13 protein-coding genes are annotated in these 16144 nt (G+C 32.9%); 6 read left to right on the forward strand and 7 right to left on the reverse strand.

The genetic code is table 11. The annotated features are described in order from the left end of the window. Window positions 1-2: 2 nt before the first annotated feature. From JQC67_RS15200 to JQC67_RS15210, 3 genes are all read right to left on the reverse strand, one after another. A complete protein-coding gene (locus JQC67_RS15200) occupies window positions 3-845 on the reverse strand; it encodes an outer membrane protein assembly factor BamD (RefSeq protein WP_203253772.1) in 843 nt (280 codons plus the stop codon). Window positions 846-966: 121 nt separating this feature from the next. After that, window positions 967-1857: a 4-hydroxy-tetrahydrodipicolinate synthase gene (gene dapA / locus JQC67_RS15205; RefSeq protein ID WP_203253773.1), complete on the reverse strand. Its 891-nt coding sequence runs from the start codon at window positions 1855-1857 to the stop codon at window positions 967-969. Next, the gene (locus JQC67_RS15210; protein ID WP_203253774.1) at window positions 1857-2387 is read right to left on the reverse strand and encodes a DUF6913 domain-containing protein; all 531 of its coding nucleotides are present in this window, start codon (window positions 2385-2387) and stop codon (window positions 1857-1859) included. Before JQC67_RS15210 ends, dapA begins: the two co-directional genes overlap by 1 nt. A 47-nt stretch (window positions 2388-2434) precedes the next feature. Between JQC67_RS15210 and JQC67_RS15215 the strand changes: the two genes are divergently transcribed. After that, window positions 2435-3226 (forward strand): 5'-nucleotidase C-terminal domain-containing protein, encoded by a 792-nt coding sequence (locus JQC67_RS15215; protein ID WP_238934842.1) that lies wholly within the window; start codon window positions 2435-2437, stop codon window positions 3224-3226. Window positions 3227-3231: 5 nt separating this feature from the next. Then, window positions 3232-4143 (forward strand): bifunctional metallophosphatase/5'-nucleotidase, encoded by a 912-nt coding sequence (locus JQC67_RS15220; protein WP_203253775.1) that lies wholly within the window; start codon window positions 3232-3234, stop codon window positions 4141-4143. Here the strand turns inward: JQC67_RS15220 and JQC67_RS15225 are convergent. Next, window positions 4140-4442: a hypothetical protein gene (locus tag JQC67_RS15225; protein ID WP_203253776.1), complete on the reverse strand. Its 303-nt coding sequence runs from the start codon at window positions 4440-4442 to the stop codon at window positions 4140-4142. The genes JQC67_RS15220 and JQC67_RS15225 overlap by 4 nt on opposite strands. 126 nt (window positions 4443-4568) lie before the next feature. On the opposite strand from JQC67_RS15225, the gene JQC67_RS15230 reads away from it, so the two are divergent. From JQC67_RS15230 to JQC67_RS15240, 3 genes are all read left to right on the forward strand, one after another. Next, a complete protein-coding gene (locus JQC67_RS15230; protein WP_203253777.1) occupies window positions 4569-8960 on the forward strand; it encodes a DUF7619 domain-containing protein in 4392 nt (1463 codons plus the stop codon). Then, window positions 8960-9670 (forward strand): hypothetical protein, encoded by a 711-nt coding sequence (locus JQC67_RS15235; RefSeq protein ID WP_203253778.1) that lies wholly within the window; start codon window positions 8960-8962, stop codon window positions 9668-9670. Before JQC67_RS15230 ends, JQC67_RS15235 begins: the two co-directional genes overlap by 1 nt. 185 nt (window positions 9671-9855) lie before the next feature. Further along, window positions 9856-10989 (forward strand): glycerate kinase, encoded by a 1134-nt coding sequence (locus JQC67_RS15240; RefSeq protein WP_203253779.1) that lies wholly within the window; start codon window positions 9856-9858, stop codon window positions 10987-10989. 25 nt (window positions 10990-11014) lie between these two features. Here JQC67_RS15240 and JQC67_RS15245 read toward each other — a convergent pair whose 3' ends face one another. Next, entirely contained in the window at window positions 11015-11512 is a 498-nt protein-coding gene (locus JQC67_RS15245; RefSeq protein ID WP_203253780.1) for a shikimate kinase, read from the reverse strand. A 108-nt stretch (window positions 11513-11620) separates the two neighbouring features. Beyond that, on the reverse strand, window positions 11621-12205 hold the full coding sequence (locus JQC67_RS15250; RefSeq protein ID WP_203253781.1) for a M23 family metallopeptidase: 585 nt from the start codon (window positions 12203-12205) through the stop codon (window positions 11621-11623). A gap of 187 nt (window positions 12206-12392) precedes the next feature. Between JQC67_RS15250 and JQC67_RS15255 the strand changes: the two genes are divergently transcribed. Beyond that, window positions 12393-14126, forward strand: a complete 1734-nt coding sequence (locus JQC67_RS15255; protein ID WP_203253782.1) for an ATP-dependent nuclease — start codon at window positions 12393-12395, stop codon at window positions 14124-14126. A 10-nt stretch (window positions 14127-14136) separates the two neighbouring features. Here JQC67_RS15255 and ligA read toward each other — a convergent pair whose 3' ends face one another. After that, window positions 14137-16131 (reverse strand): NAD-dependent DNA ligase LigA, encoded by a 1995-nt coding sequence (gene ligA, locus JQC67_RS15260; RefSeq protein ID WP_203253783.1) that lies wholly within the window; start codon window positions 16129-16131, stop codon window positions 14137-14139. Between the last annotated feature and the right edge of the window lie 13 nt (window positions 16132-16144).

Raw genomic sequence — 16144 nt, forward strand, 5'->3', positions numbered from 1 at the left:
GTTTATTTCGCACTTGTATCTGCGGGTTTCTCAATACTACCTAATTCTTTATCTAAATCTTCAAGTAAATCATTCGCTTTTTTAGCGAATTGCGTTTCCGGAAAATTCTTAAAAAGAACAGCATAGGCTGTCTTTGCTGTTTCTATTCGTTCTTTCTTTACAAAGTCAAAACTATTTAAAGCTAGATTGGTACTTGCTTCAACTTTATAATAAAGGGCTTCTTCTCTAAATACTGATCCCGGATTATCTGAGATAAAATTATCTAGTGCAGCAACGGCCGTTTTCAATAAATCGTATTGAAACTCACCTAATTTATTATATTGCTTCGCAATCTCAAAAGCTTTCTTTTCTTTCTTGGTGGTCAATTCAATTGCCATATTATTGGCTTCTTCAAAATATTCTGATTCACCGTAGGTATTGATAAAGGTTTGAAGTTTGGTAAGCGCTTTATCAGTATCGGCTTGATCTAAAGAATAATTAGGGGAAAGCTCATAATAACTCTTGGCTCCCATAAATGCGGCTTCTGGTACCTTCTCACTCTTAGGGTATTGCTTTAAAAACCTTTCAAATTGATACCCTGCCATGTTATAATCTTTTCTCTGAAAATAAGTATCAGCCAAAAAGAACATTACACGCTCACCTTGTGGTTTACCTGCATATTTAGGTGCTATTTGCTCAAACAAGCGATTGGCTCGTTTATAATCTTCAGCATCATAATACTTTTGTGCCAAGTCATATTTAGCCTTAACATCTTCATTCTTGAGCACCTTTTGGTATTCATTACATGAAGACAAAGCAACCAAAGCAAACATAAAAAGAAGTAACTGCCTCATTTTTAAAAACATTTTGCAAAATTAGGTATTATAGTTGGGTTTAAAAAACATTTTCGCTATCCGAATTTAGGCTCATTTTGGCAATGAAATCAGTATTTAAGCAAACTTTAACTTTCAGAAATTAAAAGTATGCTTAGGCAGTAATCTTAGCAAAAGGCTTAATAAATGTTGAAAGTTCAGCTTTCAAACCTTCTGTAGCTTCAATTAATGGTAGTCTTAGCACTGCATTTGAAAGCCCTAATAGTTCGAAAATTGCTTTTATACCAGCAGGATTTCCTTCCTTAAAAATTAAATCCATACCATCTTGAAGTTCATAGTGCAATTTATAAGCTTCAGCGGCATTTCCTTGCAAAGCCAATTTTATCATTCTTGAAAACTCCATTGGAACACCTTGACCCAACACTGAAATAACACCTGAACCACCAGCAAGAACCGTTGGTAAAGCAGTAATATCATCACCTGATATCACCATAAAATCTTCAGGTTTATGTTGCAATATCTGTTGTACTTGCACCATGCTACCTGAAGCCTCTTTAATACCTATAATATTATCAAAATCATGCGCCAATCTTAAACTGGTTGCAGGCAACATATTACTACCTGTTCTACCTGGCACATTATATAATATTATCGGTTTATTGGTAACCTCAGAAATAGCCTTAAAGTGTTGATATATTCCTTCTTGTGTAGGCCTGTTATAATATGGAGAAACAGAAAGTATTGCTGCAAAATGTTCTGACTCAAAAGACTTTATTTCATCAACAATTCTATAGGTGCTGTTACCGCCTATACCTAAAACTAAAGGTAATCGCCCTGCATTTGCAGCAACTACAGTATCCATCACCTGTATTTTTTCTGCCTTATTCAAGGTAACAGACTCACCAGTTGTTCCTAAAACAACTAGATAATCTACACCTCCATCAATACAAAAATTAACAATGCGCGTTAATGCATTTGTATCAATTGACAAATCTTCATTAAAAGGTGTAACCAATGCTACTCCAGTTCCAATCAATTCTTTCATTATATTTCATTTAGTACCCCGAGGTACTTTTTTAGTTCTGACTTAAATATTTTGAATTCCTTCATTGGAGAGTCCAAAATAATATCATTATAAATTTGATCTACTTCTTTAAAACCAACTCTAACCCTGGCTTTTGTTTTTACACTCATTAATTGAATTAAAAGACTTTCTCTGTTATAATAATTTACCAGAAGATCGTACTCTCTACTTAAAAATTCATGAACGTAACTATTTTCAATATCACCATTCCAACCAAGATCTTTATCAGAAAAAACCGGAGTTGAATATGGCGAGTTTTTATCATAAAAACTCTTGTAACCAATTATTTTAACAGCATTTGGGCGCAATTTATAATCTTCAACAAACTCATAAAACAAATTAGCATCATCAAAATTATCTAAATCAACTATACACGCCAAAGATGTTATACCTTTTGAACGTTGTACAGTAGGCATAGGCTTTTTCAGCTCTTCTTTCAAGAATTTCTGAGCTGATTTATGCTTAAATTTATCTTTTATTCCTTTAAACATGTACTTTTACATTTTTGAAATAACTGCACAAATGTAAAGAATTATACATGCATTTCGAGTACGAAGATAAAGAGTCCCTGCTTTTTAAAATAAAACAAATTGTTGTATTTATAACAATTTGTTTATTAACCTCCTGCGTACAAGAAAAAACGACGCTTAAGTCAGTTACCGGAACGGAAATTTCTATAGACAGTTCGCTATCTAAAAACATTGAAATAGACAGTTTTATTCAACCGTATTTCAATAGAATAAATAGCATTTTAGATAGTACTTTGGCTTATGCTCCAAAAACGCTCACTAAAAGCGATGGCAGCCTTAATACCTCAATCGGAAATTTAATGGCTGATATGATTCTTGAACAGTCGAATCCAATTTTTAAGTCGAGAACGGGTCATGATGTTGATTTTGTATTGTTCAACCATGGCGGAATGCGCTCTATAATTTCAAAAGGCAACATTTCTGCACGTACAGCCTTTGAGGTTATGCCCTTTGAAAATTCAATATCTATTGTTGAATTGAGTGGTAAATCTATAATTGAATTAGTCAATTTCGTTATTAAAAATAGTAATCCGCACCCAGTATCAGGTATTCAGTTAACCATCCATAGAAATAATCACATTAAAGAATTGAAAATTCAAGGCAAACCATTTGATGCAAATAGAAATTATTTTATTGCGACCAGTAGTTATTTGGTTACAGGCGGCGATAATATGGTATTCTTTAAAAATGCCATAACCGTTACTGACATTGACTATTCAATTCGTAATGCTATGATTGATTATTTCAACAAGAAAGATACCATTTACGCAGAGGTAGATAATAGAATACTTAAGTTATAAGCTTAATGGAAAGAAGAAAATTTATAAAAACCTCAACTGCTGCCAGTGCTTTAGTAGGCATTGGTGCACTTTCTTTGAATGCGTGTAAGTTGAGTAGTAAAAAGCATTTGACCATTCTGCATACCAATGATGTGCATAGTCATATTGATATTTTTCCAAAAAGTCATAGTCAATACGCTAATCTTGGTGGATTGGCCAGACGCGCAACTTTAGTTGAACAAATACGCCAAGAAAATAAAAATACATTACTTTTTGATGCAGGTGATATTTTTCAGGGTACCCCCTATTTTAATTTCTATGGAGGTGAACTTGAATTCAAATTAATGAGCAAATTAAAATATGATGCGGCCACAATTGGTAATCATGATTTTGATAATGGTCTTGAAGGATTACTTGCTCAAATGCCACATGCCACGTTTAAAATGCTTTCTGCTAATTATGATTTTTCAAATACGATTATGGATGGGCATACCAAACCATACCATATTTATGAAATAGACAATATAAAAATAGGAGTTTATGGCATGGGTGTCCATTTAGATGGATTGGTTACCAAAAAATTATATAAAGAAACTCAATATTTAAATCCGTATGAAATTGCCCAAGATATGGAGCGCAAATTAAAAAACGAATACCATTGCGATTTGGTAATTTGTCTTTCACATCTTGGCTACGACTATAAAAATAAAAAACGCCCATCAGATTTGGGTTTAGCTACAAAAACAGAATACACTGATTTAATTATTGGTGGACATACCCACACTTTTTTGGACAAACCTACCGTAATAAAAAATAAACTTGGAAAAGATATTCTCGTAAACCAAGCCGGTTGTTATGGCCTAAATTTAGGTCGAATTGACTTTTATTTTGATAGCGCTAAAAATGCAAGTGCCAGCGGTGTAAGTATCGCAGTTTAACTCAATAAAACGAATTCTACTATTTCTTGGAGTTCGTCCGCTAAAGTTAATTTAGAAAAAGGCTTACCCGCTTGTCTGTACCAATAGCCTGCATTAAATTCGTCGCCCTCTTTACGGTGTAAATAGGCATGAATCCAACTTCCGAGTCTATTATGCATATCCTGAGCAATGTTATGCGAAGATTCCCAATCATCCTTGGCATCAAACCATAAAGCCTGTAAACCTTCGGGCCAATCACTAGGTGGGTTTTGCTTTAAAAGTGAATCTTGAAATTCAGAATAGTCAGTTGGCATGCTCATTATTAAAGAAATTACTGTTGACAGCTACAAATATAGATAGTCTTGATAAAAATATATTATAGAATTTGTCGTTAAAAAAAACCAAGTCAATAATACTTTCAGGCCTATAACACTATCAACCAATAAATGAAGAATTTTATAATCTCATTATTTTTAATTTTTTCAAGCACTTATGTTTTTGGACAATGCCCAACAACGGAGATTTTTATAAATAATCAGCAAGACATTGATTCATTTGCAGCCAACTACCCAAATTGCACCGAATTAACAAACAATCTAGTACTACAAGGCCCAGGAATAACTAATTTAAATGGTCTTTCACAAATTACTGAAATTACGGGTAATCTAGTTATCGGAGGTTTTAATGTAGGCACATCGTTAATTAATCTAATTGGCCTTGATAACCTTGAAACCGTTACAGGTAAACTCGATATTAATAGAAATGCAAATTTAGAAACACTAACAGGTCTTTCTAAGCTAACCGTTGTAGGTAGTACCCAAATTGGGAGTGGTATTTCTATAAGTTTAAATCCGTCTTTGTTGAATTTAAATGGTCTAAATAACTTAAATAGAGTTAACAATAGTTTTAATATTCTTAACAACGCTTCATTACTTAATATTGAGGCATTATCAAATCTTAACACATTACTTCTGGGTAATTTTCTTTCATTAACCATTCAGGGTAATAATGCTTTAGCAAGTTTAACTGGCCTTGAAGGTTTGACAATGATCAGCGGAGGTTTAGCCATAAGCGGCAATAGTCTCATTAATTTAACAGGATTAGATAATTTAAATTCTATAACCACTAGATTAACTATCACAAATTGTGATTCATTATTAAATTTACAAGGATTAAATTCATTACAAAGTATAGGCTCAGATTTTCAATTAGAAACTAATTCTTCCTTGCTTAATTTACAGGGTCTTGAAGCTTTGAACAGTATTGCAGGCAATGTTAGAATCGCTCATAATGGTGAAATGCTAAATTTTGATGGTTGCCAAAATTTATCTTTAATTGATGGTGACTTTACCGTTTTTAACAATGAAAAACTAGACGATTTTACTGGACTTGGTAATTTAGCCGCAATTAACGGAAATGTTGAAATAAGGTCCAATGAATTACTTCAAGATTTTTCAGGCCTTTCTTCGTTAGGTACAATAAGTCAAGAATTACAGATTGGTGACAACCCTTCATTAGAAAATTTAATTGGTTTAGAATCCTTGGAATTTATAGGACTAGACCTTCAAATAAACATCAACCCAAGTCTTCAAAATTTAAATGGGCTAGATAATCTTAAAACAGTTACGCGTCATTTAGAAATTTCACAAAATGCTACTTTAACAGAAATAAAAGCATTAAAAAATCTTGAAACAATCAGTGGTGATTTAAGTGTAAATCAAAACCCATTATTATTAAATCTATTGGGCTTAGAGAAAATTACAGAAATCGGTCGTCATATGTATATCGGTTTTAACACTTCGTTAATTAATCTCAATGGATTGGACAACTTAGAATCCATTCTTTCAAGTTCAAATATTAATAATAATACAACACTAAAATCATTAGATGGTCTTTCTTCGCTAAAAAGTGTAAATGCATTTGAGTTTGAATTATCAAATAATACTGAACTCACCAATATCAATGCACTTGAAAATCTATCGCAAATTAAAGGTGATCTTATACTGCAAAACAATGATTCTTTAGTTGATTTTTCAGGTCTTGAGTCCTTAAATTATATCGAAGGAACGCTTTCAATAAAAGATAATGAAAAATTAGAAAGCTTATCTGGAATTCAAAATATAGACAACGAATCAATTGCTAACTTAGTTATAGAAAATAATCCCGCTTTAGCAATTTGTGAAGCGCTAAGCATTTGCAATTATTTAGGCAGCAGTAGTCCAAGAAACATTCTTGACAATAAAATTGGATGTGACACTGAAATAGAAATTCTAAACCGATGCGATGGTGCTTTAAACCTTATTACCGGACAATTTCTTTACGACCAAATCGAGGACGGATGCGACCCATCTGATTTTCCTGTTAAAAACCGCGTTGTAGAAGCTACCAATGGTACAAAAGTGTTTTCTAGTGTTACCGATAGTACGGGTGTATTCAACATATATGTTTCCGAAGGGAGTTACACTACAACAAGTTTTCTGAATGAAGCTGTTTTTAACGTTTCGCCACCGAATAACTATTCCACCTTTGAGAATTTAGTTGCCAAAGACACAGTAGATTTTTGTGTAACAAAATTAATTGAAGCTAATGATGTTCAACTTACCATTCTACCAATCACAGAGTCAAGGCCCGGTTTTAATACAAGTTACATCATAAATTTTGACAACAAAGGCACCGAAACAATTTCAGGAGATATTACAATGCAATTCGATGATAGCAAACTTACTTTTCTAGAAGCTAGTGAAACCACATCGTCACAAACGCAAAATTCAATATCATTTAACTATATAGATTTAAAACCATTTGAATCTAGAACAATCCAAGCTGACTTCAATATCCTTGCGCCACCAACCGCGAATATTGATGACATTATAGAATTTACTGGCACAATTAATCAAATAAACAATGATTACTTACCTGAGGATAATATTTTTCACTTAGAACAAACTTTAATTGGCTCTTATGATCCCAATGACATTTTAGTTGTAGAAGGAGATTCAATTTCAATTGAAAATAAAGACAACTTTCTTAATTATATAATCAGGTTTCAAAACACGGGTACCGCATCAGCAATTAATGTGAGGGTAACACATGATTTAGATTCGAATTTAGATTGGTCTACATTTACTTTTACATCTTCAAGTCATAGCAATACAACATCGACAACAAACGGTAATGAGATAGAGTTCACATTTGACGATATCAATTTACCTGATAGCAATTCTAACGAGCCAGAAAGTCATGGTTATATAGCGTTTAAAATAAAACCAAAATCTGATATTCAACTTGGAGATATAATTTCAGGAATTGCTGAAATATATTTTGATTTTAATCCTGCAATAATTACCAATACAGTAACAACAGAAATTGTTCAAAAAGCAGACCTACCCTTACAAATACAACTTTCAAGTTATTCTAATGTCAAATGTAATGGTGAGAATAACGGAATAATACAAGTAAATACTATTGGTGGCCTACAACCCTATAGTTTTGAGCTGTTAGATAGTAATAATCTACTCATTGATAGTAGTACAAATAGTGAATTTGTGAATCTTCCTCCAGGTCAATATTCAGTTAAAGTTACTGATGCCAATTTAACTCAAGAACAAAGTAGTTCCATTGTTATTACTGAACCTGAAATATTGACTGCGACTTTCACAGCCAATGGTTTAACTTGTTTTAATAGTAATGATGGCCAAGTAACGTTAATGGCTTTTGGCGGCACAGCTCCTTATGAGTTTTCTATAAACTCAGAAACTACTTTCCAAACAGGCGCTACTTTCGAAAATTTAGATGCAGGTTCTTACTCCGGAATTATTCGTGATGCAAATGGCTGCCAAGTTGATGTTATTTTTGAAATAACTCAAGGACTTCAAATAGACCCACAAATAACTACAACTAAAGCTTCTTGTAATACTGATGATGGTAGCATAACAATTGCAGAACTTCAAAACCCTGAAGCGTATCAATATCGAATTAATAATGGAGAATTCACTTCTCAAAACCAGTTTAACAATCTTGCTACAGGTTCATACGAAATTAACATTTTGCATAGCAATGGTTGTCAAATCACACGTATCATCACAGTTTCAAATTTCGATGATTGTACTGATTTTTCCTTACCTACTGATAATTTCAAGATACAACTAACCGGAGAAACCTGTGCTTCAAGCAATAACGGTTCAATACTAATTACTGCTGCTGAAAACCACAATTATTCAGTCACATTAAAAGACGAGAGCAACACAATTAATAAAGCATTTAGCACTTTTACAAGTTTCGAAAACCTAGAAGCCGGCAACTACGATATATGCATAACTGTTACAAGTGAAGTTGAATATAAAAAATGTTTTTCGGTACAAATTAGCGAACCTGAAAAACTTATAGTTGAAACTGACTTAGACCCCTCAGGTAAATTGGTAACATTAAAAATGAAAGGTGGAAACAAATACAACATCAATATAAACGGCAAGAAATATAGTACTACGGAAAATAATATAACGGTCCCGATTTCATTAGAAAATAATTTAGTTTCGGTTAAAACTGATATTGATTGTCAAGGGATGCATACTGAAACCATCATTTCAACGAATAACAAAGTCTTAGTATATCCAAATCCTATTGAAAAGGGCGATGTAAGTATCCACTTGCCCAATATAACCGAAAACGAAATTCTTCTAACCATATTTTCACCAAGTGGACAAAGGGTAATAGATAAAATGGGAAAATCTGACAATGGATTTATTAAATTGAATATAGATGGAATACCAGCAGGTATATATACCCTTATCATAACTACGGAATCATCAAACGAAGTAGTTAAAATTATTAAAAAATAATGGAGAGAAGAACATTTAAAAATTATCTTTTAAGCATAGTGATATTGTTTATTTTCTTGTCTTGTAGTCGTTCGAACGATACTATACCAGAAGAGGTAATAAATAACCCAACGGCTGCTATACTATCTTTTCCAGAAAACAATACGGAGTGTAATGAAGGAGTGATTATTAACGATAATAAAAGTAGGGTCAATTTTCAATGGAAAGCTTCAGAATTCACAGATAACTATACTGTTGTCCTTAAAAATTTAACTACAAATATTACCCTCGAAACTGAAAGTAAAACGAGTACTGTCGAAATAATTATTGATAGAAGTGCCTCGTACCAATGGCATGTAATTTCAAAATCAGAAATTAACAATGAAACGACTCAGAGTGACATATGGAAATTTTATAATGCGGGTAAAGGAAAAGTAAACTACGCTCCTTTTCCAGCTGATATAGTTGCTCCCGAAAATGGTAATACAATTTCTCAAATAGATGATAAAATAATCCTGGAATGGAATACCGTTGATATCGATAACGATATAAAGGAATATGAGGTTTTCTTTGGAAGTGAAAATACATCAAAAGAAAGTCTAGGTATCGTAAACAAAAATAAATTTGAGGTTAATGTAGCATCAGGAACAAAATATTTTTGGATGATAAAAACAATAGACGAAGTTGGAAATTCATCGACTTCAGATGTATTTAACTTTATGGTTAATTAGTTAAATGTTAATTTTAACTAAGCCAACATTCGTTCTAGTTTATCAAATAGAAATGAATTTTTAGGATTTTTGTTAGGTAACAAAGCGGTGTTCATTAGTACGCTTCCTTACTTTTTCACTTCTTTGCAGAAACAAAGCATTTAAGTATCTTCAAATCTTTTGTTATCTACAATTAAAAATCAACTATGAAATTTATAATCGCTCCTGATAAATTCAAAGGATCCTTAAGCGGGTTCGAATTTTGCGATGCCGTAGCAGAAGGTTTACAAAAAGTCTCTAGTGACTTTGAGATTGTAAAAATTCCACTAGCAGATGGTGGTGACGGCACCATTGATGTTGTCAATCATTACCTCAATGGTAATAAAATTTCTTTAGAAGTTAACAGTCCGTTTTTTAGACCAATTCAAGCGCATTATCTCTACGCCGACCAACGTAAAATTGCATTCATTGAAATGGCAGAAGCTTCAGGACTTAAATTGTTGCAACCATCAGAATTCAATTGCATCAACGCAACAACATATGGCACGGGTCAATTAATAGCAGATGCTTTAGACAAAGGCGCAAAAGAGATAATTTTAGGTATTGGCGGAAGTGCAACAAACGATGGCGGCATGGGTATGGCGAATGCTTTGGGTTTTCGATTTTTAGACGAAAATGACAAAGAATTACAACCAATTGGAAACAATCTTAATTTAGTTGCACGAATAGATGACACAAATAAACACCATAGATTAAACGAAGTAAAAATTAAAGTTGCCTGTGATGTTTCTAATCCATTTTACGGTGAAAATGGTGCGGCGCATGTATATGCAAAACAAAAAGGTGCAAATGATAAAGAAATTAAAGAGCTAGATTCCGGACTCCAATATTTCGCAAAAGTAATTACCGAAAAATATAATATAAATCTTCAAACAATTTCGGGAGCTGGTGCTGCCGGCGGTATTGGTGGCGGAGCAGTTGTTTTTCTCAATGGACAATTAACTTCTGGTATTGAACTTATTAAAGAATTAGCAGACTTTGACCATAAAATTTCTGATGCCGATTGGATAATTACCGGAGAAGGCATGATAGATATGCAGACATTGGCAGGAAAAACAATTTCGGGAGTTATCACTTCTGCTGCAAAAAAAAACATTCCAGTTGCTGCGTTTTGTGGTTCTGTAAACTTATCACTTGAAGAACAAAAGAAATTAAACTTAACCTATGTAACTTCTATAGTTCAAGGTATTTCAAACTTACAAGAGGCAATGGATTCTAGTTATGAGAACCTGGTTAAAGCAAGCTATAATTTTGCTAGTCTATTAAAAAATAAATCGTAGCGGCAATTTTTAAAAAAATACGCTATTATTCATATTTACGAACCATATATTTTAAAATGGTATTTAGAATCTCTTCCTCTGAGGTTGTCATATCAACAGTTAAAGCGCGTTTGGGTGTTTCCAAAATCTCAAAATCCGCTTTTAATTCCGATACAGGTCGGTCATGATCTTCAATCTGTTCTATACGCTCTGCAACAAATTCGTAAGAACCTTTCATAAAAATCCAATCCAATTGATGGTCTATATTAGTATCTAATTGTACACGATTTTCCTTTTTTAAAACCGAACAAGAAACAACACAGCCTTTTAGTTTTGAATGTTTACTGATTAATTCTTGAATAGAATTCAACCATTTATTTATACTAGTATCTTTCCCCAAATTACCATCAGGTAATTGGTCAGCAAAAAGTTTATCTGCATCAAAAAAAGGTGTTTCTAAAACCTTAGCAATTTTCTGCCCTATGGCACTTTTTCCTGTACCGCACACTCCTACTAGAACAACAACGTAATTATGATTTTTCATACTCAAATAATTGGTTTACCAGATTGGTTTACCAAATATAAGTATTTTGCACTATCCAAACTAAAAATCAATCAAAAACAATTCCTTATTACTTCTAAATCCGAATAGCTATTGGTCGCGCAACCAAATATCAGGGTTTAAATGAAACATTTTTTTCCATCCTTGAACGGCAACAGAATCATATAATTTTGGGTATGGAAAAGGTGATGTTATGGCATAATGTAAATGAGGTGGTTTACCTATTGCATTACCAGTATCACCAACTGTACCAATTGTACTACCTCTTTTTATAGGTTTTAATGGGAAGGTTTTTATTTCATTCAGATGTGCATAATAATGAAAACGCCATTTAGGACCGAGCATCATGACGGACTTTCCTCCTTTGCCACCTTCGTAGGTATAGATTACAATTCCATTTGTTGAAGAAATTACAGCTGTGCCTTTAGCTGCAAAAATATCAATGCCTTTATGTGTGATGGATGTACCCCAGGGATAGGCCCAAAACGATTTTTCATCCCAATTTTTTATAGTTGCATTTTCTACTGGGATTATCATGTTTTGCGGCAATAAAAAACCAACTGCAATAAACACTAATGGTACCCAAAACCACTTACGCATCGACCTATTTCGAATAATAAATGCGAAAGCCGATAAAAGCACAAACCAAAATCGATTAGTTGTGTTGGTTATCATTTAAGAAATGGATTATTAAGCTAAGTATTAGCACACTACTTCCTACAATATGTTAAAAACTTATAATAAGTCTCTTACAATACTAATAAGAAATAATAATATTTTTGATAGTACCCAGCCTAAAAATTTTGCCCTTACTATTATTTCCCCCATAAACAATTTTACAGGTACAAATTAATAATATCGAATGATTTATAAGAATTTTACAATTGAAAATTTTAAGGGAATTAAAAAGGTATCCTTAAGCTTAAGGAAGAATGATTTGGTTCTTTTACTTGGTTTAAACGAATCTGGGAAAACGACAATTCTGAAAGCGATAGAAGCTTTTGATTATGTCAATGATCCTTTTTCCGAATACATGAATGATTTTCAACGGACAATAAGAAACAAATCGGATGTTGGTTCAAATAAAAGTGCCAAAATTACCGCGAATATTGAAATAGATAACCCAATAAAAATAGAATGGTTTAAATCAATATTAAAGTCATTAAAAATTGAATCCTCAGTAGAACAAAATATTGAAGCTTTTCTTAGAGAAATTAATTCACTAAAAACAGTTACTATATCAAGAGTATTCCCATTCAAAAATGGTAACCCAAAACCACCATATTATGAATTCATAACTGATCATCCATTTGCCAAAAACAAATACTCAAAAAATTTGGCTAAATTAATAGTTAATCGTTGTCCTTTTATTATCTATTTTGAAGATTTTAAAGATAGAATACCCGATAAAATTCACATCATACGAACTAATGATGCTTTCAATTCTGATTGGTATGATATTATCGATGGTTTATTTTATAACACTAATCCAGATTATAGTATAAAAGAATTTAACACGTATTATTCAACTAAAAATCCTCGTCATGAAGATGCCAAAACCGTTTTAAAAAGAGTAAATATGGCTCTAAACAAAGCCTTTTCAGATAAATGGAAAGATCTTTCAGGGGTTAAAGATATTCATGAAACAGAATTAACTTTTAATCACACATCTAGCAAATACTTTGAAATAAGAATTACAGATAAAGACGGTACAACTTATAAGGTAGAAGAAAGGAGTAAAGGTGCTCTGTGGTATTTATCTTTTTTAATGAAAACAGAATTTCGCAGAAAAAAACTAAGAAAAAACCATGGTCGACCTATATTTTTAATAGATGAACCAGCATCAAATCTACATTCAACCGCACAACAAAATATGATAGAAGACTTCGAAAAGTTAGTTGAGGACACTTCGGTTATTTATTCCACTCATAGTCAATATCTTATTTCGCTTGATAATATTAAAAATACTTACGTTATAAAACGTGATTCTGGTATAATAACTTCTTCAATTTGGAGTGATTATATTATTCAAGATAAGTCCAATCAAAGTTATTATCAACCATTACTAAACCTATTAAATATAATCCCTAACAATTTTGATATTCCTTGGAAAAAAGCAATTCTTACTGAAGGACCATCCGATTTAAAAGTTCTTAACGTTATGTACTCTGTTTGCTTTAATAATAAAGAAAAAGATTTTGTTATTTATCCCGGAACTTCTGCACAAAATTTAAAGTCTTTAATATCATTAAACCTTGGTTGGGGTACAGATTTTTTTGTTCTACTTGACTCTGACAAAGAAGGTGTTAAAGCTCAAAAAAGATATATAGAAGATTATAATTTAACTGAAAAACAGGTACAAATTTTACCCATAAAAAATAAAAAAATCGAAACAATGTTTTCGAAAACTGAAAAAAGTGAGCTATATAAATTAGTATTTGATAAAAATAAAGACAAGGTTAATAAAAAAGAATTCGCTGTGGTTTTTTCAATCCTAAATACTAAAAAAGGCTTAATAAATCGTGCAAATAAAATTATTTCTAATGAAACCAAAAGTGAGTTCAAAGGTATTTTTAATAGCTTTTGGAAGAATTAAAAAATTATTACTAAACCATTGCTAAAAAGTCATCCTCTGTAATAATAGCAATACCTAAATCTTCGGCTTTAGTTCTTTTACTCGGTCCCATTTTATCACCTGCAACTACATACGAAGTCTTTGATGAAATTGATGAAGAAACTTTACCTCCGTTATCTTCAATTAACTTTTTAAGTTCGTTACGGCTCACTTTTTCAAATACCCCCGAAACCACGAAAGACTTACCTTTTAATGCATCAGTCTGATTTTGTAACTGTTCATCAGAAAGTGAAAATTGAAGTCCGTATGATTTTAATCGATTTACGATTTCAATATTTTTAGGGTTTTCAAAAAACTCAACCACACTTTGAGCAATGCGCTCTCCTATTTCATCAACCGCAGTTAGATCAAGAATATTTGCCACCATTAAGGCATCAATATTTTTATATGCTTTTGCCAATTTCTTTGCCACGGTTTCGCCTACATACCGAATACCCAATGCAAATAAAACGCGTTCAAAAGGAATATTTTTAGATGCCGCTACACCGGCTACTAAATTCTCTGCTGATTTTTCTGCCATTCGTTCTAAGGGCAATACCTGCTCCTTGCTTAAGGTGTATAAATCAGCATAATTGGTAATCAATCCACCTTTAAAAAGCAATTCAACCGTTTCACTTCCCAAGCCTTCAATATCCATAGCCTTACGCGAAATAAAATGTTGGATGCGACCTGTAATTTGGGTTGGGCATCCATATTCATTAGGGCAATAGTGTTTCGCATCGCCATCTTGTCTTACCAATTCGGTTTCGCATTCAGGGCATTCTGAAATATATTTAGTGGGATTTGAATTTACATTTCGCTGGGTAAAATCGACTCCGACAATTTTTGGAATAATTTCACCACCTTTTTCAACAAAAACTGTATCCCCTACTCTGATATCTAATTTTTCAATTTGATCGGCATTGTGTAATGATGCACGTTTTACCGTTGTACCTGCTAACAACACAGGCTGTAAATTTGCTACGGGCGTAATAGCACCTGTACGCCCTACTTGATAAGTGATTTCATTTAGAATAGTAGAAACCTGTTCTGCCCTAAATTTGTACGCCATCGCCCAACGCGGAGCTTTAGCAGTATACCCCAATTCTTCTTGTTGTTGCAAACTATTCACTTTTATCACCACCCCATCAGTTTCATAAGGCAACTTGTGACGATCAATGTCCCACTGTTCTACAAAGTCTAGAACATCATCTGTTGACTTGCATAGTTTTGCTATTGAAGGTACTTTAAAACCCCATTGCCTAGCTTTTTCAAGCATTTGCCATTGCGATTCAATTCCGGTATTTTGACCCACTATTCCATAAAGCAAACAATCTAACGGACGTTGTGCAACCTGCGCACTGTCTTGTAATTTTAAACTCCCCGATGCTGTATTTCGCGGATTCATATAGGGCTCTTCACCGTTTTCAATACGTTCTTGATTCATTTTCACAAAACCCTCAAACGGTAAAACAATTTCTCCTCTAATATCAAATTTTGAAGGATAATCTCCTTTCAGTTGTAATGGCACCGAACGAATAGTTTTAATATTGGTCGTCACATCATCCCCTTGAAAACCATCACCTCGGGTAACAGCTTTAATTAGTCGCCCATCTTCATAGGTTAAATTAATACTGGCACCATCATATTTTAATTCACAAGTAAACTCAACCTCGATGTCTCCTAAAATTTTTTGCACACGCTTTTCCCAATCTGTTAGATCTTCTTTTGAATAGGAATTTTCAAGCGAATACATACGTTGCTCATGAGCAACAGTTTTAAAATTTTTCGTCACCTCTCCCCCAACACGTAGCGTTGGTGATGACGCATCATAAAACTCAGGATTCTTTTCTTCTAATGCCTGAAGCTCTTTTAATTGCATATCAAAATTATAATCCGATATTGTAGGATTATCAAGCACATAGTAATTGTAATTATGCTCTCGCAATTGTGCTCTAAGCGAATTTATTTGCTCTTCTATATTCATTCCATTTATTATT

Origin of the sequence: Aurantibacter crassamenti (genome assembly GCF_016811105.1) — a bacterium.
Classification (GTDB): domain Bacteria; phylum Bacteroidota; class Bacteroidia; order Flavobacteriales; family Flavobacteriaceae; genus Aurantibacter_A; species Aurantibacter_A crassamenti.

What these genes read in the sequence shown, in the direction of transcription:
- JQC67_RS15210 (WP_203253774.1), bottom strand. Translation starts at nt 2,387, where the DNA reads ATGTTTAAAGGAATAAAAGATAAATTTAAGCATAAATCAGCTCAGAAA.
- JQC67_RS15240 (WP_203253779.1), top strand. Translation starts at nt 9,856, where the DNA reads ATGAAATTTATAATCGCTCCTGATAAATTCAAAGGATCCTTAAGCGGG.
- JQC67_RS15225 (WP_203253776.1), bottom strand. Translation starts at nt 4,442, where the DNA reads ATGAGCATGCCAACTGACTATTCTGAATTTCAAGATTCACTTTTAAAG.
- JQC67_RS15200 (WP_203253772.1), bottom strand. Translation starts at nt 845, where the DNA reads ATGTTTTTAAAAATGAGGCAGTTACTTCTTTTTATGTTTGCTTTGGTT.
- JQC67_RS15230 (WP_203253777.1), top strand. Translation starts at nt 4,569, where the DNA reads ATGAAGAATTTTATAATCTCATTATTTTTAATTTTTTCAAGCACTTAT.
- JQC67_RS15215 (WP_238934842.1), top strand. Translation starts at nt 2,435, where the DNA reads ATGCATTTCGAGTACGAAGATAAAGAGTCCCTGCTTTTTAAAATAAAA.
- JQC67_RS15250 (WP_203253781.1), bottom strand. Translation starts at nt 12,205, where the DNA reads ATGATAACCAACACAACTAATCGATTTTGGTTTGTGCTTTTATCGGCT.
- JQC67_RS15245 (WP_203253780.1), bottom strand. Translation starts at nt 11,512, where the DNA reads ATGAAAAATCATAATTACGTTGTTGTTCTAGTAGGAGTGTGCGGTACA.
- ligA (WP_203253783.1), bottom strand. Translation starts at nt 16,131, where the DNA reads ATGAATATAGAAGAGCAAATAAATTCGCTTAGAGCACAATTGCGAGAG.
- dapA (WP_203253773.1), bottom strand. Translation starts at nt 1,857, where the DNA reads ATGAAAGAATTGATTGGAACTGGAGTAGCATTGGTTACACCTTTTAAT.
- JQC67_RS15220 (WP_203253775.1), top strand. Translation starts at nt 3,232, where the DNA reads ATGGAAAGAAGAAAATTTATAAAAACCTCAACTGCTGCCAGTGCTTTA.
- JQC67_RS15235 (WP_203253778.1), top strand. Translation starts at nt 8,960, where the DNA reads ATGGAGAGAAGAACATTTAAAAATTATCTTTTAAGCATAGTGATATTG.
- JQC67_RS15255 (WP_203253782.1), top strand. Translation starts at nt 12,393, where the DNA reads ATGATTTATAAGAATTTTACAATTGAAAATTTTAAGGGAATTAAAAAG.